General features: G+C 68.8%; 17 protein-coding genes. 3 read left to right on the top strand and 14 right to left on the bottom strand.

Translation table 11 applies throughout. The features are described from left to right. Positions 1-2: 2 nt before the first annotated feature. From V5F84_RS15885 to V5F84_RS15860, 6 genes are all read right to left on the bottom strand, one after another. Positions 3-767 (bottom strand): SDR family oxidoreductase, encoded by a 765-nt coding sequence (locus V5F84_RS15885; protein WP_394044665.1) that lies wholly within the window; start codon positions 765-767, stop codon positions 3-5. A 40-nt stretch (positions 768-807) separates the two neighbouring features. After that, positions 808-2,091 (bottom strand): beta-ketoacyl-ACP synthase, encoded by a 1,284-nt coding sequence (locus tag V5F84_RS15880; RefSeq protein ID WP_394044663.1) that lies wholly within the window; start codon positions 2,089-2,091, stop codon positions 808-810. 202 nt (positions 2,092-2,293) lie between these two features. Next, the gene (locus V5F84_RS15875; RefSeq protein ID WP_394044661.1) at positions 2,294-3,505 is read right to left on the bottom strand and encodes a beta-ketoacyl-ACP synthase; all 1,212 of its coding nucleotides are present in this window, start codon (positions 3,503-3,505) and stop codon (positions 2,294-2,296) included. Continuing rightward, on the bottom strand, positions 3,498-3,971 hold the full coding sequence (locus V5F84_RS15870) for a 3-hydroxyacyl-ACP dehydratase FabZ family protein (protein ID WP_394044659.1): 474 nt from the start codon (positions 3,969-3,971) through the stop codon (positions 3,498-3,500). The genes V5F84_RS15875 and V5F84_RS15870 overlap by 8 nt, the downstream gene beginning before the upstream one ends. A 15-nt stretch (positions 3,972-3,986) precedes the next feature. After that, the gene (locus tag V5F84_RS15865) at positions 3,987-4,268 is read right to left on the bottom strand and encodes an acyl carrier protein (protein ID WP_348844761.1); all 282 of its coding nucleotides are present in this window, start codon (positions 4,266-4,268) and stop codon (positions 3,987-3,989) included. Positions 4,269-4,450: 182 nt separating this feature from the next. Next, positions 4,451-6,067: an acyl-CoA dehydrogenase family protein gene (locus V5F84_RS15860; protein ID WP_394044657.1), complete on the bottom strand. Its 1,617-nt coding sequence runs from the start codon at positions 6,065-6,067 to the stop codon at positions 4,451-4,453. A gap of 85 nt (positions 6,068-6,152) precedes the next feature. Here V5F84_RS15860 and V5F84_RS15855 point away from each other — a divergent pair, with 85 nt between their 5' ends. Further along, positions 6,153-6,938: an HXXEE domain-containing protein gene (locus V5F84_RS15855; protein WP_394044655.1), complete on the top strand. Its 786-nt coding sequence runs from the start codon at positions 6,153-6,155 to the stop codon at positions 6,936-6,938. Between the two features lie 321 nt (positions 6,939-7,259). Here the strand turns inward: V5F84_RS15855 and moaB are convergent, their stop codons facing one another. Together moaB and ypfJ are read right to left on the bottom strand one after the other, a co-directional pair. Beyond that, a complete protein-coding gene (moaB, locus tag V5F84_RS15850; protein ID WP_394044653.1) occupies positions 7,260-7,823 on the bottom strand; it encodes a molybdenum cofactor biosynthesis protein B in 564 nt (187 codons plus the stop codon). Further along, positions 7,823-8,713 carry a KPN_02809 family neutral zinc metallopeptidase gene (ypfJ, locus tag V5F84_RS15845; protein WP_394044651.1) on the bottom strand — a complete coding sequence of 297 codons (891 nt, stop codon included), beginning with the start codon at positions 8,711-8,713 and terminating at the stop codon, positions 7,823-7,825. The genes moaB and ypfJ overlap by 1 nt, the downstream gene beginning before the upstream one ends. A 733-nt stretch (positions 8,714-9,446) precedes the next feature. On the opposite strand from ypfJ, the gene rnhB reads away from it, so the two are divergent. Further along, positions 9,447-10,145 carry a ribonuclease HII gene (gene rnhB / locus V5F84_RS15840; protein WP_394044649.1) on the top strand — a complete coding sequence of 233 codons (699 nt, stop codon included), beginning with the start codon at positions 9,447-9,449 and terminating at the stop codon, positions 10,143-10,145. 15 nt (positions 10,146-10,160) lie between these two features. On the opposite strand, the gene V5F84_RS15835 is transcribed toward rnhB, so the two are convergent. From V5F84_RS15835 to V5F84_RS15810, 6 genes are all read right to left on the bottom strand, one after another. Beyond that, complete coding sequence (locus tag V5F84_RS15835) at positions 10,161-11,051, bottom strand: MBL fold metallo-hydrolase (protein WP_394044647.1); 891 nt, start codon at positions 11,049-11,051, stop codon at positions 10,161-10,163. 29 nt (positions 11,052-11,080) lie between these two features. Next, a complete protein-coding gene (gene scpA, locus V5F84_RS15830) occupies positions 11,081-13,249 on the bottom strand; it encodes a methylmalonyl-CoA mutase (protein ID WP_394044645.1) in 2,169 nt (722 codons plus the stop codon). Positions 13,250-13,315: 66 nt separating this feature from the next. Next, positions 13,316-15,151, bottom strand: a complete 1,836-nt coding sequence (locus tag V5F84_RS15825) for a methylmalonyl-CoA mutase subunit beta (RefSeq protein ID WP_394044643.1) — start codon at positions 15,149-15,151, stop codon at positions 13,316-13,318. Next, positions 15,148-16,413 (bottom strand): class I SAM-dependent methyltransferase, encoded by a 1,266-nt coding sequence (locus V5F84_RS15820; RefSeq protein WP_394044641.1) that lies wholly within the window; start codon positions 16,411-16,413, stop codon positions 15,148-15,150. Before V5F84_RS15820 ends, V5F84_RS15825 begins: the two co-directional genes overlap by 4 nt. Positions 16,414-16,657: 244 nt before the next feature. Further along, positions 16,658-18,685 carry an acetyl-CoA carboxylase biotin carboxylase subunit gene (locus V5F84_RS15815; protein WP_394044639.1) on the bottom strand — a complete coding sequence of 676 codons (2,028 nt, stop codon included), beginning with the start codon at positions 18,683-18,685 and terminating at the stop codon, positions 16,658-16,660. A 156-nt stretch (positions 18,686-18,841) separates the two neighbouring features. Then, on the bottom strand, positions 18,842-20,374 hold the full coding sequence (locus V5F84_RS15810; RefSeq protein WP_394015055.1) for an acyl-CoA carboxylase subunit beta: 1,533 nt from the start codon (positions 20,372-20,374) through the stop codon (positions 18,842-18,844). Positions 20,375-20,585: 211 nt separating this feature from the next. Here V5F84_RS15810 and V5F84_RS15805 point away from each other — a divergent pair, with 211 nt between their 5' ends. Further along, positions 20,586-22,001 (top strand): short-chain fatty acyl-CoA regulator family protein, encoded by a 1,416-nt coding sequence (locus V5F84_RS15805; RefSeq protein WP_394044637.1) that lies wholly within the window; start codon positions 20,586-20,588, stop codon positions 21,999-22,001. The last annotated feature ends 23 nt before the right edge of the window (positions 22,002-22,024 follow it).

Here is a 22,024-nt window from a genome sequence, read left to right as displayed (position 1 = left end):
GGTCAGCGATGGACGGCAAGCTGGGCCGAAAGGCCCCCATCCACCGGGATCACGGCCCCGGTGATATAGCTTGCTCCGGGCGAGAAGAGAAAGGCCACCAGCGCCGCGACCTCTTCCACCTGTGCGAAACGCCCGGCGGGGATCTGTGCCGCGATGCGGTCGCGATAGTCGGCGAATTTGGCGAGCATGGCGGTGTCGATGAAGCCGGGGGCGACATAATTTACCGTGACGCCGCGCTTTGCGCTCTCGACCGCAAGGCCCTTCACATGGGCCAGCAGGGCGGCCTTGGAGGCGGCATAGGCGACATTGCCCTGGTTGGCCTGCAATGCCGCCACCGAGCCGATGGCGACGATCCTGCCCACCCGTGCGCGGATCATGGGGCGCACCAGCGCGCGGGCGAGGCGCACGAAGGCGTGGTGATTGACCTGCATCACCTGCTCCGCCTTGTCCTGGTCCACCATGGCGGCAAGCGTGTCGTAGGAGGCACCGGCATTGTGGCAGAAGCCGTAATAGGCCGCGTCCGCCTCGATTTCCAGCGCCAGGGCCTCGACGGCGGAGCGGTCGGCGAGGTCCACCGCCTTGGCGCCGACGGTCGCCTGCGGATGGGCCGCGCGGATCTCCTCCAGCAGCGCCTCGGCCTCCGGCCCGGCGCTGCGATAGGTGAAGGTCACGTCATGGCCGGCCGCGGCCAGCGCGCGCACGATCGCGGAGCCGAGCCCGCGCCCGCCGCCGGTGACGAGAACCCGCTTGCGCGCGTCCAGGCTCATGCCCTCGGCACCCCGGCGTGCCCTGCGGGACGCGACAGGCTCACGCCGGCTCCCCCGTCAGCACGAGGCACACATTCTGCCCGCCGAAGCCGAAGGAATTGGAGATCACGCGGTTCACGCGCGCGTCGCGGGCGACGTTGGGCACCACGTCCAGCGGGATCGCCGGATCGGGGATGTTGTAATTGATGGTCGGCGGAATGCGGCCGTTGGCGATGGTCAGCAGCGAGACCGCCGCCTCGATGGCGCCGGCGGCGGTGAGGGTGTGGCCGATCATGGATTTGTTGGACGAGATGGGAATGCCCGCCAGGGCCTCCTCGCCGAACACGGCTTTCATGCCGACATATTCCATGCGGTCGTTTTCCGGCGTCGAGGTGCCGTGGGCGTTGATGTAATCCACATCGCCCGGGGTGATGCCGGCATCCTTCAGCGCATTCATCATGCAGCCGATGATGGGCTTGCCGTCCGGGCTCGAACGCGTGCGATGGAAATTGTCGGACATCTCCCCGCAGCCTTCGAGCACGCCGAGGATCTTGGCGCCGCGGGCGGTGGCGTGCTCCAGGCTTTCCAGCACCAAAGCGGCGGCGCCTTCCGCCATCACGAAGCCGTCGCGATTCTTGGCGAACGGGCGGGCGGCTTCGCCCGGCTTCTCATTGGCTGTGGTCAGGGCGGAGAGCAGGGAGAAGCGGATCAGCGCCTCGGGATGCACCGAGCCGTCGGTGCCCAGCGACAGCGCGACATCGCATTCCCCGCGCCGGATCGCCTCGACGCCGAGCTGGATCGCCGTGCCGCCGGAGGCGCAGGCGGTGGAGAGGGAAATCGGCTGGCCCTGGGTGCCGAAATGGTCGGCGAGCCGGTCGGCCACCGAGCCGAACAGGAAGCGCTCGTGCCAGCTGGCGAACTTGCCGGTCTCCGCCGCGTCGAGAAGGTCGTGGTAGACCAGCGGCTTGTGGGGGACGACCTCGGCCAGGGCGCGCTTTTCCGGCCATTCCAGCTCCACCGGGGGCACGGCGGCGAACAGCGGGCCCGGGAAGCACCCCTTGGAGCCGATGCCGGCCTCGGCGATGGCTTCTTCCGCCGCCAGGGTCGCCAGGCGCTGGGAGAGATCGGGGGCGGGCACGCGGCCGTCGAACAGGAAGTCGACCGTCCCGGCGATGGTGGTGCGCATGCCTTCCAGCGGGAAGCGGGTGATGGTGTGGATGCCGGATTCTCCGGCGGTCAGGCGGCGCCAATTGTCCGCCTTGCCCTGTCCGAGCGAGGTCACGATGCCGATGCCGGTCACCACCACGATGGGGCGGCCGAACTTGTCCGTATATGCCTGCGCCACGGGCGCCTCCTTCCAAGGACGTCCACCGGGGTGAACGTCCGCACGTCCTGGTGCCGTGTCCATGACGGACGGCGGCGGGCGGCGGGCGGCGGGGAGAGGGGGACGTCGCGCCTCCCCCCGCATCGGCGGACTTCGAAGGAATCTCCGGCGCGCCCCTCGCCAGCCCCGATGCCCGTCCGCCGTCACGCTTGAGATATAAGGCTCAACCCACCCGTTCCACCAGTCCCGCGCCTTCGCCGCGCCAATGGCCGACGGCGGTGACGATCACGCGGGAGACGGCTTCGCCGCCGGTCTTTGGCCCATCGCTTTCCAGCGTATCGCCGGGCAAGGCGGGAAACAGCGTGCCCTCGTCCACCGCGAGCGCCGCAAGGGCGAGGCCGGCGGCGAACTGCGCCTCGAAGCCGTGACCGATGCGATTGGCCAGCGAACGCACCGGAAGACCGGCCGCGCGCAGGGCCTGCGCTTCCGCCTCGGTGGCGCCATGCGCGCCGGTGGCGCCGGAGAATACGGCGGTTCCGGGCGTGGTGCCGGCCTTGGCGAGCAGCGCCGTCACCTTTTCGGCGATGCTGCCGGGCGCGTCGCGCCGCGCCCGTTCCGACCAGACGCCGGAGAGCTTCGCCAGCGGCTTGGCGCCGCGCGCGGTGGCGTGCTCGGGCGATTCCAGCACCAGGAACGCGCCCATGGAGCCGGAGGGAATGCCCGGCGCACCATCCGCGCCGAAGATCGGGCGGAACCCGTTCTTCATGCAGAAATCGTTGAGCGCGTAGAGCAGAAGCATGTCCTCGCGCTCGGCATTATAGGCCCCGCCGACCAGGGCGATCTCGCTCTGGCGGGCGGCGATGCGCGAAAACGCGATGCGGGTGGCATCCACGCCCGCGCTTTCCTCGCCCATGAAGGTGCGCGAGGAGCCGGTGACGCCGTGGACGATGGAGATGTTGCCGGCCAGCAGATTGGACAATTGCGCCAGCGACAGGGTCGGGCGCAGGTCCGAGAGCAGGCGCTCGTTCAGCAGGCGGCCGGCGTCGTTGGTGGCCAGGATGTCGTTGAGAATCGCCGCATCGACGAGGAAGTCGCGCTCGCCGCCGCCGGCCGCGACGATCATGTCCGTCTGGCCGAGGATTTCGGCATTCTTGGCGATGCCCGCGCTATCGAGCGCCAGCCCGGCGGCATAGGTGCCGATGCGTTGCCAGGGCTCCATCTGCCGCTGATCGCCCTTCTTGGGGATCTGGCTGTCGTAATTCACCTTGACCAGGGGATGGACCACATAGGGCGCGAAGCGCTCGGCATCCGTCACCGGGGCGGTGCCGGCGGCGAGCGCCTGCCAATTCGCCTGCGGCCCCTCGCCCAGCGAGGACACGAGGCCGATGCCGGTGATCCAGACGTCGCGCCTGGTGCTCGGGCTCTGCTCAGGCATCGACATAGTCCGCGACCGGGAATTCCACCCGCTCGGCCACCTTGAGAACCACGTCCTTCATCCGTCCTTCGGGCCAGGGCAGCACCCGGAAGACCAGCTCGGCATTGCAGATCGGCTTGCCCTCGCAGGTGCAGCGGGTCTGCGCGACCACGAAGCCGGAGCCCTCGTGCAGAATCTTGGAATAGAGGTCCAGATTCTGTCCGGGCACGACGAAGGTGCGCAGCTTGGCTTCCTTGACGGTGGCCAGGAACGGCATCTTGTCGAATCGATTGCGCGCGAGCACCAGCCAGCCCGTGGTCTGGGCCATGGCCTCGATCAGCAGGACGCCGGGCATCAGGGGATGGCCAGGAAAATGCCCCTCGAAGATGGAGCTTTCTTCCGGCACAAGGCCTTCGCAATGAATGGTCTCAAGGCCCGGATCGATCGCGACGACCCGGTCCACCATCTTGAAAACTTCAGGACGCATTCGCTCCGTCCGACCTCAGGCGGTCTTCGCCGCGACCAGATCGTCGATGCGAGCGCACAGGTTCTTGAGCACGAAATATTGCTCGGTGGTGGCCTTGCCGTCGTTCACTTCCTGCGTCCACTGTTCCAGCGGAAGCTTGATGCCGAACGCCTTGTCGATGGCGAAGGCGATGTCGAGGAAGTCCAGGCTGTCGATACCCAGATCGTCGATGGCATGGCTTTCCGGCGTGATGGTGTCGCGCGGAATGTCGCACGTCTCGGCGATGATATTGGCGACGGTATCGAACGTCGAAGACATGAGTGCGCCTCTGTTATGGCTCGGCCGCTCGGGGCACGACCTGCTCGCTGCGGGCGAGAAAAGCGGCCACGGCCGAGGCTTGGCCTCTGCGGCCCCTCGGATAGTCGAAGTGCCCTATAGCGAAGGCGGCCTGAGGTTTCAATGGGAACCGCGCGGCGGTGGCGGCGCGATACCGTTTCCCCTCACGGTTCGGTTAAGGCGCGATCCAGCAGGCTTGCGGGCTCGGCGATGGAATTCGCGCCGAACATGGCGCGTGGACGCAGCAGGCGGGTTGTCCCAAAGGCATGGCTGACCGCCTCGGGCGCGGATGCGGCCAGCGCCGCCGCGGCCGCCAGGGCCGCGAGCCGCTCGGTGAGATAGCGGGCGCGGCTTTCCAGATCCTGTCCCGCGAGGCCCTCGGCGATCTCCTGCGCGGTCTCGCGGGCGCCGGGAACCGCGCGTGCCTCCTGCGCCAGGGCCGCGATCACCGCGTGGGTCGCGGCCGCATCCCGGCCCGCCGCGCGCAGCAGGTCGAGGGCCATGACATTGCCCGAGCCCTCCCAGATGGCGTTCACCGGTGCCTCGCGATAGAGCCGGGGCAGGGGGCTTTCCTCCACATAGGCATTGCCGCCGAGCGCTTCCATCGCCTCATAAATGAAGCCCGGCGCCGCCTTGCAGACGCTGAATTTCACCGCCGGCGTCAGCAGGCGCGCGCGGGCGGCTTCGAGCGGATCCTCCTTCGCCCGGTCGAAGCTCGCCGCCAGCCGGAAGGAAAGGGCGGTTGCCGCCTCGCTTTCCAGGGCGAGATCGGCCAGCACGGCGGTCATGGCCGGCTGGTCGATCAGCCGTTTCTGGAACACCGTGCGATGGCGGGCATGGTGCACCGCCAGCGCGAGCGCCATGCGCATGAGGCCGGCGGAGGAGACGGCGCAATCCAGCCTGGTCAATTGCACCATCTCGATGATAGTCGGCACCCCGCGCCCCTCCTCGCCCACCCGCCAGGCGAAAGCGCGGGCGAACTCGACCTCCGAGGAGGCGTTGGAGCGGTTGCCGAGCTTGTCCTTCAGCCGTTGCAGATGCAGGGCGTTCACCGTTCCGTCCGGGCGGAAACGCGGCACCAGGAAGCAGGTCAGGCCGCCCGTCGCCTGCGCCAGAACCAGGAAGGCGTCGCTCATGGGCGCCGAGAAGAACCATTTGTGGCCGGTGATCTCATAGGTGTCGCCGCCGGTCGCCGTGGCGCGGGTGAGATTGGCGCGCACGTCCGTGCCGCCCTGCTTCTCGGTCATGCCCATGCCGAGGGTGACGCTGCTTTTCTCCCAGAACGGCAGGAACCGCGAATCATAGGGGCCGGCGATGATGCGCGGCAGCCATTCCGCCAGGAGCCCTGGCGCGGCGGCGAGCGCAGCGGGGGCGGCATGGGTCATGGTGAGCGGGCAGACGTGCCCGGCCTCCACCTGGGAGATCACGAACAGGCGCGCCGCCCGCGCCACATGGCTGCCGCCGGACCAGGTGGAATGGGCGAGGCCGGCCGCGCGGCTGTGCGCCATCAGGGCATGATAGGCGGGATGGAACTCCACGAGATCGAGCCGCCGCCCCTGGGGATCGTGGGTGCGCAGGCGCGGCGGGTTCTCGTTCGCGTGCCGGCCGAGGGCGAGGCGCTCCTGCGTCCCCCAGTCCGCGCCGAACGCCGCCAGCGCCGCCCCAGCCGCGCCGGAGAGGCCCGCGGCCGCGCGCAGGGGCGTGTCCCGGGTCACCAGATTCACATCCGTGAACGGCGGCGGCTGGTTGAAGACGGTGTCTTCGGCGGTGGAACTGGTCATGGCGCGCCCTCCCAGGCGGCATGTCGCGGTGCCGGGCGGTGCCTTCGGCTGGACACGCTTTTCCCGCCCGCTAAGCTGCCCGCCCATGCCTCTGTTCGCAACCACCTGGCCCTGGATCGGCCTCGGCGCTGCCGGGGCCTTGCTGATTCTGCTCGTCGCCACGGACGCGCTCCAGGCCGACCGGCGCATTGCCCGCTGGTTCGATCTGCAATGGCTCACCTGGCTCGCGGTGACGGCCTATCTCCTGCACCAGTTCGAGGAACATGGGGTGAGCCTGCTGGGCGCGCCCTATGCCTTTCGCGGCACCTTGTGCGCGACGCTCGGCTATGGCGATGCCATTTCCTGCCCGGTGCCGCTGGCCTTCATCACCGCCGTGAACGTCTCGGCGGTCTGGGTCGCGGGCTTTGCCAGCGCCTTGGCGGCGCGGCGCTTTCCCTTGATCGCGCTCAGCTTTTTTGCCGTCCCGCTGGTGAACGCCTTCGCCCATATCGTCCCGGCCGTGCTGGAGCGCCGCTATAATCCGGGCCTGTTCAGCGCGGTGGTCGTGTTCCTGCCGCTGTGCCTGTGGACGCTCGCGGTGGCGGTGCGGCGCCACGGGGCGGGGGTGAAGGCGATCGGCCTTGTGAGTCTCGCCGGCCTGCTGGTGCATGCGGTGCTGATGGGCTCGCTGCTGGCCTATCTGCGAGGGTTCATCGGGCTTTGGCCGCTGGTGGCGATCCAGGTGCTGAATGCCGCCGTTCCGGCGACGCTCATGGCGGTGGCCTTCAAGGGGCGGACGCCGCAGGGGCGGGTGCCCGCGCCGCCGCCGGCCCCGGCCGCACCGGCGCGCGCGCCCCGCAAACCCCGCCGTCCACCGGCTCCGGCGGCCTGAGCGTGCGCAAAATGTTTCACGTGAAACAATAGCTTAGCGCAGACGAACAGGGGCGAGAAGGCACTTCTCCGCGCTTCTCTGCGCCTTTCCGCCAGACCAAACCGCGATTTCGGCCGAAGTTTCCCGCCGAATTTCGGCGCGCCGCCGGTGGACGCGCACGGGCGTCTTGATGGTTCTGGAGTAGGGGTAGGAGGGCTCCGACTCGCGCGCCGCTGACCCGGATCGATATCCATGGCCTGTCCGGCGGGAACGATCGTCATGCACGGGCGATCGCCCGCGTGCGCCCCAACGATCGCCCCTGCCGCCGACGGTCGATTCGGTCTAGACGCTCGCGCCCTTGGCCTTGTCGCGGCGCAGGTGCTCGTCCAGGCGGGGCAGGATCTCGACGAAGTTGCAGGGGCGGTAGCGCACGTCCAGCTGGTTGACGAGGATTTCGTCCCACCCGTCCCTGCAGGCGCCGGGGGAGCCGGGCAGGCAGAAGATGTAGGTGGAGCGCGCGACCCCGGCGGTCGCCCGGCTTTGCAGGGTGGAGGTGCCGATCTTCGCGAACGAGATCATGTGGAACACGGTGGAGAAGCCCTCCATGCGCTTCTCGAACAGCGGCTCCAGCGCCTCCGGCGTCACGTCGCGGCCGGTGAAGCCGGTGCCGCCGGTGGTGATCACCGCGTCGATGGCGGGATCCTCGATCCAGCCCTGAACCACGGCGCGAATCTCCGTCACATCGTCCGGCACGATCCTGCGGTCCGCCAGCACGTGGCCGGCGGTTTCGATGCGCTCGGCCAGCACGGCGCCGGACTTGTCGTCCGCCAGCGCGCGGGTATCGGACACGGTGAGCACGGCGATCTTCAGCGCGACGAAGGTCCGCGCGACGTCGATGCCCGGCATCAGATGGCTCCTTGCAAGGTGTTGCATTGCTGCATGGAGCCGCTCTTAAGCCCGCGCGTGAACCACGTCACGCGCTGCTGCGAGGAACCGTGGGTGAAACTGTCGGGCACCACCACGCCCTGCGACTGGCGTTGCAGGCGGTCATCGCCGATGGCGGTGGCGGCGGCGAGCGCTTCTTCCACGTCGCCCGGCTCCAGGATGCGGAAGCGCTCGTTGGCGTGATAGGCCCACACGCCGGCGAGGCAATCGGCCATCAGCTCGGCCCGCACGGAGAGCGCGTTCGCCTCCCTCTTGGTCGAGGCATTGCGCTGCGCCGCCTGGATCTTCGGCAGGATGCCGCTGAGGTTCTGCACATGGTGGCCGACCTCGTGCGCGATCACATAAGCGGCGGCGAAATCGCCGGGCGCCTTGAAGCGGGTCTTCATCTCCTGGAAGAAGGAGAGGTCGAGATAGACCTTCTGGTCGGTCGGGCAATAGAACGGCCCCATCTCGGCCGAGGCGCCGCCGCAGCCGGAGCGGGTCTGGCCGGAGAACAGCACCATTTTCGGGTCCACATAGGTGCGGCCCTGGGCGCGGAACAATTCGGTCCACACATCCTCGGTCTGCGCCAGCACGGCGGCGGCGAAGCGGCCAAGCTCGTCGGTGGGGGGACCCTGGCGGGTCGCCTGGGACGGGGCGCTCTGCTGGGAGGGGCTTCCACCGCCCTGGATCGCCTCCAGCCCGCCGAGCAGAACCAGCGGATTGATGCCCAGCGCCCAGCCCACCAGCCCGACGATGATGATGGTGCCGATGCCCATCCCGCCGCGCCCGCCCGGCATCTGGAACCCGCCGCCGCCGTCGCCGCGCCGGTCCTCCACATTGCCGCTGGACCGGAAGTCGTCCCACCGCATGACCTTAGCCTCCTGCCCGCCGGCATCCATCGCGCGAACCTGCGCTCGCTTCCCGCTGCGCCGACAACGCAAACAGGGGCGCAAGGGTCCGTTCTGCTTCACCATAAAGCACAGCTTTGCGGCGAAATCCTCGTTCGCGCGCCGGTCGCCTCCGGCCCACGCGCCGCGACACTGCGCCTCGGCCGGGATTAAATTTTCCTTCAGGAAAGGTTTTGGCGCGACGGCCGGAGGCCCCGCCCCCCCTCTCCCCGACGGGGAGAGGGCTGGGGTGAGGGGTGGATCGAAACGCCGTGCGAGGCGCCCCTCGCCCGTTCGCTGCGCGGCCGACCTCTCCCCGGGGGGGAGAGGTGGAGGGATGGGCCTGACCCCCTCTCCCCGACGGGGAGAGGGCTGGGGTGAGGGGTGGATCGAAACGCCGTGCGAGGCGCCCCTCACCCGTCCGCTGCGCGGCCGACCTCTCCCCGGCGGGGAGAGGTGGAGGGATGGGCCTGACCCTTATGCCCGGTGGGAGGTGGTGTGATGGAGCCCTATCTCCCTCTCCCCGTCGGGGAGAGCGCTGCGGTGAGGGGCGATCGAAACGGCGGGGAGAAGAGGTGTGCGAAGGCCGCGCGACGGGCGTTGGGCGGCGCTGATGGCCCGCACCCGGCCCACCCTTGCGTTCGACGGGCGGCGGCGCCACCCTCGCGCATCGTCGGTGAAGCCGAATCGCCCGCCCGGGGGGAGAGTTCACACCATGGCCGCCATCGAGGGCCGCCCCGCGAAAGCCAAGCTCGGCCTGGATTTCAAGCGCGAGCGCGCCGCTTATAAGGCGGGCGTCCGGCCCATCGCCGGGGCGGACGAGGCCGGGCGCGGCCCGCTGGCCGGGCCGGTGGTGGCCGCCGCCGTGGTGCTCGATCCCAAGCGCGTTCCGGCGGGCCTCAACGATTCCAAGAAGCTGACGCGCGAGGTGCGCGAGCGCCTGTTCGCGGAAATCTGCGCCACGGCGGAGGTCTCGGTGTGCCTCGCGCCGCCCGCGCGCATCGACCGGGACAATATCCGCCAGGCGACGCTATGGGCGCTCGCCACTGCGGTGCGCGGCCTCCCCTGCGCGCCGGCGCTGGTCTTTGTCGATGGAAACGATCGCCCGCCCTTATCCTGCACGGTGGAGATGATCGTCGGCGGCGACGGGATCATCGCCTCCATCGCGGCCGCCTCCATCGTCGCCAAGGTCACGCGCGACCGGCTGATGTGCGGCCTCGGCGCGGCGTTTCCCGCCTATGGGTTCGAGCGCCACATGGGCTATGGCACCCGCGAGCACGGGGAGGCGCTGCGCGCCCACGGCCCCTGCCGGCATCATCGCCAATCCTTCACCCCGGTGCGCGAACAGCAATTGCTCCTGTTCGGCGCGCCCGCCCCCGAGGCGGAGGCCGAAGCGCTGGTCGCGGCGGAATAGCGGGGCGCCCGCGCGTCAGGCGGCTTGCCCCGCCAAACCGAGCACCTTTTCCACATTGAGGCGGTGCACCGCCTCATAGGGTTCGAAATAGCTCACCGCCCCGGTCGCCAACGCCTCGGCGGCGAAGGTGGAAAGGTCCTGCGCGGCCAGCGCGGGCTCGCGCTCCAGCCGCAGCAGCTTTTCCACATAAAGGCGGGTCGCCGCGATGAAGGCCGGCGGATAGCCGCCCGCCAGGATCTGCGCCTTCGAGCCGTGGTTAGGAAGGAGGGTGGAGATATCCCATTCCGCCATGCGGTCGAGATCGCGCAGGTGGATCGCCAGCCGGTCTTCTTCCGCCACATAGGTGATCGGGTCTTCCAGCGTATCCCCCGCCAGCAGCACCCCGCCGGGCAAAAGCGCCACCGTGCCGTCGCGGCTGTGGATGTCGAGCTGGCGCAATTGCACCGGGATCGTGCCGACTGTGAGGTCCAGCGTGCCGGAAAACAGGCGATTGGGGAGGATCAGCGGCTTGATGGGGGGATCGCCGCTTTCCAGCGCATCCTTGTGGGCCGCGAGGATTTCGGCGGTGTCCCGATTGGCGATGATCTCGCAATCGGCAAACACCGCGGTGCCGGCCACATGGTCGTCGTGCCAATGGGAGAGCACGAGGCGCATGTGCGTGACGCCCCTCTCCTCCAGCGTGCGGCGGATGATGCGGGCGTGCGGCAAGGAGATGTGCGGATCGTAGACCAGGGCCTCCCCGCCATCCACCACCGCATAGGTGCAGATGCCCAGCGCGAAGGCGCCGTCGTCGAGCCAATTCGGCTTTTCGCTGTAGAGCCGCACGCCGGGGATGCGGCCGTCATAGAAGCCGAGCAGATGGGGTGCGAGGCGCAGCACCTCCATCGTCGCGCCATAGTCCGGCATGGGGGAATCCTTGCGGGCGGGAGAGGCGGCTATTCGGCCGCCGCCTTGGAATGGCCGAGCCGCTGGGAGAGCGTCACCAGCAGGTCGCGCGCGGCGTCCGCGATCACGGTGCCGGGTGGGAAGATGGCTTCCGCCCCGGCCGCGCGCAGGGCCTCATAATCCTGCGGCGGCACCACGCCGCCCACCACCACCATGATGTCGCCGCGCCCTTCCGCCTCCAGCGCCTTCTTCAGCGCCGGTACCAGCGTAAGATGGCCGGCGGCGAGCGAGGAGATGCCCACCACATGGACGTCGTTCTCCACCGCCTGCCGTGCCGCCTCTTCCGGGGTGGCGAACAGGGGGCCGATGTCCACGTCGAAGCCGAGGTCGGCGAAGGCGGAGGCGATCACCTTCTGGCCGCGATCGTGCCCGTCCTGGCCCACCTTGGCGACCAGGATGCGCGGGCGCCGGCCCTCGGCATGCTCGAACTCCTCCACCTGGCGCTGCACCTTGCCAACCTTGTCCGTCATGGCGCCGGCCTCCCGCTTGTAGACGCCGGAAATGGCGCGGATCTCGGCGCGATGGCGGCCGAACACCTTCTCCAGCGCATCGGAGATTTCGCCCACCGTCGCCTTGGCGCGGGCGGCATTGACGGCGAGTTCCAGCAGGTTCGCGCCCGCGCTCGCGCCATGGGTGAGGGCGGTGAGCGCGCTTTCCACCTCGGCATCGCTGCGCTCGGCCTTGAGGCGGTTGAGCTTTTCGATCTGCGCCGCGCGCACGGCGGAATTGTCCACCTTCAGCACGTCGATCTGCGCCTCGCTGAGCGGCTTGTATTTGTTGACGCCCACCACGGTCTGCGCCCCGCCGTCGATGCGGGCCTGGGTGGTGGCGGCGGCTTCCTCGATGCGTAGCTTGGGAATGCCGGCCTCGATCGCCTTCGCCATGCCGCCGAGCGCTTCCACTTCCTGGATATGGGCCCAGGCCTTGGTGGCGAGATCGGCGGTGAGGCGCTCGACGAAGAAGGAGCCGCCCCAGGGGTCGATCTGGCGCGTGGTGCCGCTTTCCTGCTGCAGCAGGATCTGGGTGTTGCGGGCGATGCGGGCGGAAAAGTCGGTGGGCAGGGCCAGCGCCTCGTCCAGGGCATTGGTGTGCAGCGACTGGGTGTGGCCCTGGGTCGCCGCCATGGCCTCCACGGCGGTGCGCATGACGTTGTTGAACACGTCCTGCGCGGTGAGGCTCCAGCCCGAGGTCTGGGAATGGGTGCGCAGAGGCAGGGACTTGGGGTTCTTCGCCCCGAGGTCGGTCATCAGGCGGGTCCACAGGAGGCGCGCGGCGCGCAGCTTGGCCACCTCCATGAAGAAGTTCATGCCGATGGCCCAGAAGAAGCTGAGGCGCGGCGCGAACACGTCGATGGGCAAGCCGGCGGCGGCCCCCGCCCGGCCGTATTCGACCCCGTCCGCGAGCGTATAGGCGAGTTCCAGATCCTGCGTCGCCCCGGCTTCCTGCATGTGATAGCCGGAAATCGAGATCGAGTTGAAGCGCGGCATCTCCTTCGACGTATAAGCGAAGATGTCCGAGATGATGCGCATGCTGGGCGCGGGCGGATAGATATAGGTGTTCCGCACCATGAATTCTTTGAGGATGTCGTTCTGGATCGTGCCGGAAAGCTTGGCGTGGGGCACGCCCTGTTCCTCGCCCGCGACGATGAACAGGGCCAGGATCGGCAGCACCGCGCCGTTCATGGTCATGGACACGCTCATCTGGTCCAGCGGGATGCCGGAGAACAGCGTGCGCATGTCGTAGATGCTGTCGATGGCGACGCCGGCCATGCCCACGTCGCCGGCGACGCGCGGATGGTCGCTGTCATAGCCGCGATGGGTGGCGAGATCGAACGCCACCGAAAGCCCCTTCTGCCCGGCCGCGAGGTTGCGGCGGTAGAAGGCGTTGGAATCCTCCGCCGTGGAGAAGCCGGCATATTGCCGGATGGTCCAGGGCTGGTTCGCATACATGGTGGGGTAGGGGCCGCGCAGGAACGGCGCGATGCCGGGATAAGTGTCGATGAAATCGAGCCCCGCCACGTCCCGCGGGCCGTAAAGCGGCTTCACCGCGATCCCCTCGGGCGTCACCCAGGGTGCGAACTTAGCCGGCGGGGGCGCCAGGTCCTGCGTGAGGTCCGGCGCGCGCCAGTCGATATCGGCGAAGGCGGGCAAGCGGCTCATGTCTCATCCTAACTCAGTTCGGCGCACCGCGCGAGCAGGCGCGGGGTCGCGCAAGTCCAGTCCGGTTCAGGCACTCAATTGCTGCTGGGCGGTGCCGAGCACCTCCAGCACGTCGCAGCCGGCGAACAGGAAGCCGTCGACGCCCGCGGCGCGCCAGGCCGCCTCATGTTCGCCCGGCCGGCCGGCGAGCCACACGGCTTTCGCGCCGGCGGCCTTCAGCGCGCGGGCGGCTTTCTCCGCCTGCTCGGCATAAAGCTCGTCCGAGGCGCACAGGCAGGCGATGCGCGCGCCGGAGGCCGCGAAGCCGGCGATGAGATCCTCCAGCGTCGCGAAGCCCTCCGGCACGGGGGCGGCGATGCCGCCGGCCTCGAACAGATTGCGGGCATAGGTGGCGCGCGCCGTGAAGGCGGCGATGGGGCCGAGAGTGGCGAGGAAGGCGGTCGGCGCTTCCGCCTCGGCGGCATCGCGCAGGGCCTCGAACGGCTCGGCGAGGCGGTGGGGCGCCAGCGCGCCCTCCACCAGCGGCGCCGCCCGCGCGGGGCTCGGCGCGAGCACCGCCGGCATGGCCTGCCCCAGCAGGGGGAATTCGGAGGTGCCGGTGATGGGCTCCTTGCGGGTCGCCACATCCTTGGCGCGGCGGGCGCGCACCTGCGCGATCTCCGCCTGCCACCAGCCGGTGGTGAGCGCCTGCGCCATGCCGCCCTTGCCCTCGATGGCGCGGAAGATCTGCCAGGCGGCGGCGGCGAGCCCTTCCGTCTGCGTCTCCATGGCGCCCGCGCCGGCGGACGGGTCGGCGACGCGATGCAGATTGGATTCCTCCAGCAGCACCAGTTGCGTATTGCGGGCGAGGCGGCGGGCGAACGCGTCCGGCAAGCCGAGCGCCTGGGTGAAGGGCAGCACGGTTACGCTGTCCGCGCCGCCCACGCCGGCCGAGAAGGCGGCGACCGTGGCGCGCAGCAGGTTCACGTAAGGATCGCGCCGCGTCATGGAGCGCCAGGCGGTGGTGGCGTGCACATGGGCGGGGCTCGCCGCGACGCCGCTCTCGCGCTGCACGGCGGCCCAGAGCAGGCGGAGCGCGCGGAACTTGGCGATGGTGGCGATCTGGTTCACGTCGGCGGTCAAGGCCAGCTCGATCTGGCCGAAGGCGGCTTCCAGCGATACGCCCGCCGCTTCCAGCGCCCGCAGATAGGCGACGCCGGTGGCGAGCACCGCCGCCAGCTCCTGCGCGTCCGAGGCGCCGGCGGCGTGATGCACCGCGCCGTCGGCACGGCCGAAGCGGGCCTTGAAGCCCTTGCCGGCGAGAATGCCGGCGGTCTCGGAAAAGCGCTGGGCGAGATTGGCCCAGGGCATGGGCGCTGAGCCCGCCGCCGCGAGATCACCGATGGGATCGAGGCCGAACGAGACCGAGAGGTCCGCCGGGCTGTGGCCGCGATCCTGCACCAGCTTCGCCAAGGCGAGGGCGTTCTCGCGGCCCTTGAAGGCGCCGCTCTCCAGCCGCGTGTCGATGAGGTCGAGCATCACCTCGTCCAGCACCCGCTCCAGCACCTCGCCGTCCGGCAGGCCGAAGCCGTGGGCATGGGGCGAGGAGGCATAGACGAGGGTGAGGCCGGAGGCGCCGCCGTCCAGGTCTTCCAGCGCCTGGGCATTGGCGGCGTCCTTGTCCGCCTGGTCCACCCGCGCGCTGATGATCCAGGGCGCGCCGGCCGGACGCCCGGCGATGGGGGCGGCATCGCGCTTGCGCGGCGGCAAGGGGTCGAGCGAGAGCCCCTCATAGGTGCGGGTGACGAGCTTCTTGTCGTAGGGCGCGCCCTTCAGAACGCCTTCCACCAGCTTCAGCCAGTCCTCGCGCGTCGCGGGGGGAAGATCGGTCGTGAACGGCAAGGTGCCGGAACCCTCGGTCATCGCGCAAACTCCTGGCTGGAGGGGGCGGGCGGCAGGCGCAATTCCTGCGCGGCCAGCGCCTCTTCCCCCGTGAACATGTAGTCGCGCCGCACCGGCACGTCGTCGCGCCGCTCGGCGAGCAGCAGCTGGAACACCATGTTGGAGCCGTGCAGGAAGCCCAGCTCCACCGCCGCGAGATAGAATTCCCACATGCGGGTGAAGCGCGCGCCCATCATGGCCTCCACCTCGGCACGGCGCGCCTCGAACCTGTGGCGCCACGCGCGGATGGTCCAGTAATAATGCAGCCGCAGCACCTCCATGTCGGCGACCCACAGATGGGTGCGCTCGGTGGAGGCGAACACTTCCGACAGGGCCGGCACATAGCCGCCGGGGAAGATGTATTTGCGGATGAAGGGCGCTGTCGTGCCGGGCGGCGACATGCGGCCGATGGCGTGCACCAGGGCAAACCCGCCGGGGCCGAGCAAGTCGCGGATGGTGGCGAAATAGGCGTCGAAATGGGCGACGCCCACATGCTCCATCATGCCGATGGAGACGACGCGGTCGAACGGGCCCTTCAGGTCGCGATAATCCATCTCGCGGAAATCGATCTGGTCGGCGACGCCCGCCGCCGCGGCGAGCCGGCGCGATTCCGCCAGTTGCTCGGGCGAGACGTTGATGGCGGTGACGTGCACGCCGCAATTCTTGGCGAGATAGATGGACAGTCCGCCCCAGCCGGAGCCGATCTCCGCCACCCGCATGCCGGGGGTGAGCTTCAGCTTCGCCGCCACATGGCGGAACTTGTTGCGCTGGGCCTCCGCCAGCGGCTCGTCCGGCTCGGAGAAATAGGCGCAGCTATAGGCCATGGTTTCGTCCAGCCACAGCCGGTAGAATTCGGCCGGATGGTCGTAATGGCTGGAGGCATTCTCCTTGGCCTTGGCGATCGGGTTCGCCTGGTGGAACCGCCGCAGCGCACGCCAGCCCTTGCGCAGCGCCTGCTGCACCGGATGGGCGCCGAGGCCCTTGCGGTTCACCGAGAACAGGTTGAGCAGGTCGAACACCCCCGCCCCGTCCTCGAAGGTGAGGCGGCCGTCCATATAGGCTTCGGCGGCGACCAGCTCCGGGTTGAAGAACAGGTCGCGCTCGAGCTTCTTGTCGTGCATGCGCACGGTGACGCTCGGCCCGTCCCCGCCGCTGCCGAACACGTGCCGCATGCCGTCCACGGTGATGACCGTGAGCTGGCCCTTCTCCACGAAACGCTTCAGCAGGTGCGAGAGCAGGCGCATCACAGGGTCTCCGGATCCGCGGGGCCGTTTGTCGGGAGCGCGCCGCGGCCCCTCCCCCCGTGCGGGGGAGGGATGAGGAGGGGGGTATGGTGCCGCGCACGGACAAGGGATCCTCGCGCCGGCGAAGACGCGGCGCGTCGGCGCGTTGCGGCGGCGCGACCCCCCTCCCAACCCTCCCCCGCACGGGGGGAGGGCTTGAACGGTGCACAGCGCACACCGCGGGACGGGGAAGCGCGCCCCTTCATCACGCGAATTCCAGGATCACCGCGTCAACCGCAAGGCTCTCGCCCGGCTTGGCGTGGACCGCCTTGATGATGCCGTCGCGCTCGGCCCGCAGAACGTTTTCCATCTTCATGGCCTCGACCACGGCGAGCGCCTCGCCGGCCTTCACGTCCTGGCCCGGCACGACGGCGATGGAGACCACGAGGCCCGGCATGGGGCAGAGCAATTCCTTGCCGCCGCCGGCCGCCGCCTTCTCCGGCATCAGGGTCGCGAGCGCGGCCTCGCGCTCGGTATAGACCTGCGCCTGAACCGCCACGCCCTTATAGGCGAGCGACACGCCGTTGGGGATCGACCGCACCTGGAGCGAGGCCTTCACCCCGTCCACCGTGCCGCTCCACACGATGTCGCCCGGCTTCCACGCCGTGACCAGCTGGTGGGAATGGATGGTCTCGCCCTTCCAGGTGAGCATGTGGACGGTGAAGCCGTCCGCCGTCACGTCGATCTCGCACGGCAGCAGCTGCACGCCGCCCTGGCCGTTGAGGCGCACGATGCGGCGGCGGTCGAAGGTGACCGGGATGCCCGACATCTGGCCGGAGATCCGGCGCTTGCGGTCGTTCTGCACATGGTCGATGGCGGCCGCCACCGCCGCCAGCACATGGGCCAGCTCGCCCACCGCCGCGCGGGCGTGGAAGCCGTCGGGATATTCCTCGGCGATGAAGCCGGTGGAGAGGCGGCCGTCCTTCCAGCGCTCATGCGCCATGAGCGCGGAGAGGAAGGGAATATTGTGGCCGATGCCGTCGATGGCGAAGGCGTCCAGCGCGTCCGCCTGGGCTTCGATGGCTTCCGCGCGGGTCGGCGCGTGGGTGACCAGCTTGGCGATCATGGGATCGTAGAACAGCGAGATTTCCCCGCCCTCATAGACGCCCGTGTCGTTGCGCAGGGTGATGCCGTCGTGCACGCCTTCCGCCGGCGGGCGATAGCGCACCAGCCGGCCGGTGGAGGGCAGGAAGGAGCGATAGGGATCTTCCGCATAGATGCGGCTTTCCACCGCCCAGCCGGTGAGCGTCACGTCCGCCTGCGAGAAGGTGAGGGGCTCGCCGGCGGCGACGCGGATCATCTGCTCCACGAGGTCGATGCCGGTGATCAGCTCGGTGACCGGATGTTCCACCTGGAGGCGGGTGTTCATTTCCAGGAAGTAGAAGCTCTTGTCCTGGCCGGCGACGAATTCCACCGTGCCGGCGCTGTCGTAGCCGACTGCCTTGGCGAGCGCGACCGCCTGCTCGCCCATCTTCCGCCGGGTCTCTTCGTCCAGCAGTGGGGAGGGGGCCTCTTCCACCACCTTCTGGTTGCGGCGCTGGATCGAGCATTCACGCTCGCCGAGATAGACCACATTGCCGTGCTTGTCGCCCAGCACCTGGATCTCGATGTGGCGCGGGTCGACGATGAACTTTTCCACGAACACCCGGTCGTCGCCGAACGAGGACTTGGCCTCGCTCTTGGCGCGGTCGAAGCCGTCCTGCACTTCCTCGCGGGAATAGGCGATGCGCATGCCCTTGCCGCCGCCGCCGGCGGAGGCCTTGATCATCACCGGATAGCCGATCTCGTCGGCGATCTTCGCCGCCTGGGTGCCGTCCTCCAGCACGCCGAGATAGCCCGGCACGGTGGAGACATTGGCCGCCGCCGCCGCCTTCTTGGATTCGATCTTGTCGCCCATGGCGTCGATCGCGTGCGGATTGGGGCCGATGAAGACGATGCCGGCCTCGGCCAGCGCGCGCGGGAAGGCGGCGCGCTCGGAGAGGAAGCCATAGCCGGGATGCACCGCCTCGGCGCCGGTCTGCTTGCAGGCGTCGATGATCTTTTCGATGATCAGATAGGATTGGGCGGCCTGGGGCGGGCCGATATGCACCGCCTCGTCCGCCATCTCCACATGGAGCGCGTCCTTGTCGGCGTCGGAATAGACGGCCACGGTCTTGATGCCCATCTTGCGCGCCGTCTTGATGACGCGGCAGGCGATCTCGCCCCGGTTTGCGATCAGGATTTTCGAGAACATCTAGGTCGATCCCCTCGGCGCTCGGCGCCCGTGTTCGTTCGATTGCACCTCCCGCTTTCCCCCTCCCCAGCCCATCCCCGCAAGCGGAAGAGGGGGCGGGTGCGGGGATGCGGAAAAGCCCTCTCCCGCGTGCGGGGGAGGGTTGGGAGGGGGCCTCTAGAGAGGCAGATTGTCGTGCTTGCGGGCGGGCTGTTCCACCTGCTTGGAGCGCAGCATGGCGAGCGCGCGGGCGATGCGCCGGCGGGTCGAATGCGGCATGATGACTTCGTCGATATAGCCGCGCTCCGCCGCCACGAAGGGCGAAAGGAAGCGCTGCTCGTAATTCTTGGTCTGGGCCGCGATCTTGTCCGGATCGCCCATGTCGGCGCGGAAGATGATCTCGACCGCTCCCTTGGCGCCCATCACCGCGATCTGCGCGGTCGGCCAGGCATAGTTCACGTCGCCGCCCACGTGCTTGGAGGCCATCACGTCATAGGCGCCGCCGAACGCCTTGCGGGTGATGAGGGTGACCAGCGGCACGGTCGCCTGGGAATAGGCGAACAAGAGCTTGGCGCCGTGCTTGATGAGGCCGCCATATTCCTGCGCGGTGCCCGGCAAAAATCCCGGCACGTCGACGAAGGTGACGATGGGGATCTCGAACGCATCGCAGAAGCGCACGAAGCGCGCCGCCTTGCGGGAGGCGTCGGCATCCAGCACGCCGGCCAGCACCATGGGCTGGTTGGCGACGAAGCCCACCGTGCGCCCCTCGATGCGGCCGAAGCCGGTGACGATGTTCTTCGCGTAGGCCGCCTGGATCTCGAAGAAGTCCGCCTCGTCGACGGTCTTCAGGATCAGTTCCTTGATGTCGTAGGGCTTGTTGGGATTGTCCGGGATCAGCGTGTCGAGGCTCTCGTCGATCCGCAGCGGATCGTCGAAGGAGGGCCATTCCGGCACCCCGGCGGAATTATTGGCGGGCAGGAAATCTATGAGGCGACGGGTCTGGAGCAGCATCTCCACGTCGTTCTCATAGGCGCCGTCGGCGACCGAGGACTTGGAGGTGTGCACCTTGGCGCCGCCCAGTTCCTCGGCGGTCACGGTCTCGTTGGTGACGGTCTTCACCACGTCCGGGCCGGTGACGAACATGTAGCTCGTGTCGCGCACCATGAAGATGAAGTCGGTCATGGCCGGGGAATAGACGTCGCCGCCGGCGCACGGGCCCATGATCAGCGAGATCTGCGGGATCACGCCGGAGGCGGTGACATTGCGCTTGAACACCTCGCCATAGCCGCCGAGCGCCGCGACGCCTTCCTGGATGCGCGCGCCGCCGGCATCGAACAGGCCGATGATGGGCGCGCGGGTCTTCAGCGCCATGTCCTGGATCTTGGTGATCTTGCGGGCGTGCTCCTCAGACAGAGAGCCGCCGAACACGGTGAAGTCCTTGGCGAACACGAACACCTTGCGGCCGTTCACCGTGCCCCAGCCGGTGACCACGCCGTCGCCGGGGATCTTCTGGTTTTCCATGCCGAAATCGATGCAGCGATGCTGCACGAAGGTGTCGAATTCCTCGAACGAGCCACGGTCCAGCAGAAGCTCGATGCGCTCGCGGGCGGTCAGCTTGCCACGGGCGTGCTGCGCCTCGATGCGCTTTTCGCCGCCACCCAGGCGTGCAACGCCGCGCCGGCTCTCAAGCTCTTCCAGAATTTCCTTCATGCGCCCAAGTCCCCTGCCGGATTGCCCAGTCTCGTCCCGGTTTCTTGCAACCAGTCTAATGGTGCCGAACGCCCGAGGGAAAGGGTTCACATCCCCCCGCGCCGGGCGAAATGCGGCACCAGGGCTGTTGCGCTAGCAAATGCGGTGAGAAAGTTGAATATGTAAAAAAACCATGTTGTAATGTGTAAAGAATTTACAATTCGAGGCGGCCATGCGCCAGAAGGTTTTCGCCGGCCATGCGGTCCGTCGCCTGCGCGAGAAGCTCGGGCTCAAGCAGAGCGAGCTGGCCCACCGGCTCGGCGTGTCCCCGTCCTATGTGAACCAGATCGAGAGCAACCAGCGCCCGCTCACCGCCTCGGTGCTGATCGCCATTTCGCGCACCTTTTCGGTCGATATCACCTCGTTCGGCGCGGAGGATCTCGACCGCCTGGTGGCGGACCTGCGCGAGGCCGCCGCAGACCCGCTGTTCCGCGATCTCGACCTCGGCCTCCAGGATATGAAGGCGGTGGCCAATCTCTCGCCGGCCTTCGCCCACGCCTTCCTGCGCACCAATGCCGCCTTGCGCCGCACGGCGGAATGGCGCGCCTCCATGGACGACATGCTGACCGCCGGCATCGGCGACGAGGCAAAGCTCATCCCCTATGAGGAGGTGCGCGACTATTTCCATTATATCGACAATTACGTCGATGCCCTGGACCGGGCGGCGGAGGCGTGTGCGGAGCGCCTGGGGCTCCTGGCCGGCGCCGAGCCCATTTCCGCCCTTACGGCCTATCTCGCCGACCGCTTCAACGTGCGCACTGAGGTGGGGCCGCCCGATCCCGCCTTGCCGCTGTCGCGCTATGACGCGCGCAGCCGCCTTCTCACGCTGTCGGGGGTGCTCTCGCCCGCGAGCCGGGCGTTCCGTCTCGGCGTCACGATCGCCCAGCTGGAGCATGGGCCGCTGATGGATCGCCTCGTGGCGGGCGCCGGGTTCCGCAGCCAGACGGCCGGGGAAATCTGCCGCCTCGCGCTCAACAATTATTTCGCGGGCGCTTTGGTGCTGCCCTATGGCCGGTTCCTCGAATTGGCCCGAGCGCGCCGGCACGATCTCGACCGGCTGGTGCTGGAGACCGGCGCGAGCCTGGAGCAGGTGTGCCATCGCCTTTCCACCCTCCAGCGGCCGGGCGCGAAGGGCGTGCCGTTCTATTTCGCCAAGGTGGACCGCGCCGGCAACATCACCAAGCGCCACAGCGCCACGCGCTTCCAGTTCGCCCGCCATGGCGGCGCCTGCGCGGTGTGGAACGTGCACGAGGCATTCGAGGCGCAGGGCCGCACCTTGGTGCAGCTGGGCGAGATGCCGGACGGCGTGCGCTACATCTGCCTCGCCCGCTCGATCCACGCGCCGAGCCTGCGCCACGGCCAGCCGCACCGCGCCTATGCGCTCGGGCTCGGCTGCGAGGTCTCGTTCGCCGACGACATGGTCTATGCCGACGGGCTGGACCTCAAAGCGGCGCCGGTGGCGCGGCTCGGCGTCTCGTGCCGCATCTGCCCGCGCCGCGACTGCGACCTGCGGGCGTTCCCGCCGCTCGACCGGGAGATCCGCACCGATCCGAACATCCGCGACGTGGTGCCGTTTGCCATCTCATGATTAAGCCCGCGCGGTGTCGCAAT

The sequence above is a fragment of the Roseixanthobacter liquoris genome, assembly GCF_043195135.2.
In the GTDB taxonomy this organism is placed as follows: domain Bacteria; phylum Pseudomonadota; class Alphaproteobacteria; order Rhizobiales; family Xanthobacteraceae; genus NCEH01.
This window is presented reverse-complemented; position numbering and strand designations above follow the sequence as displayed.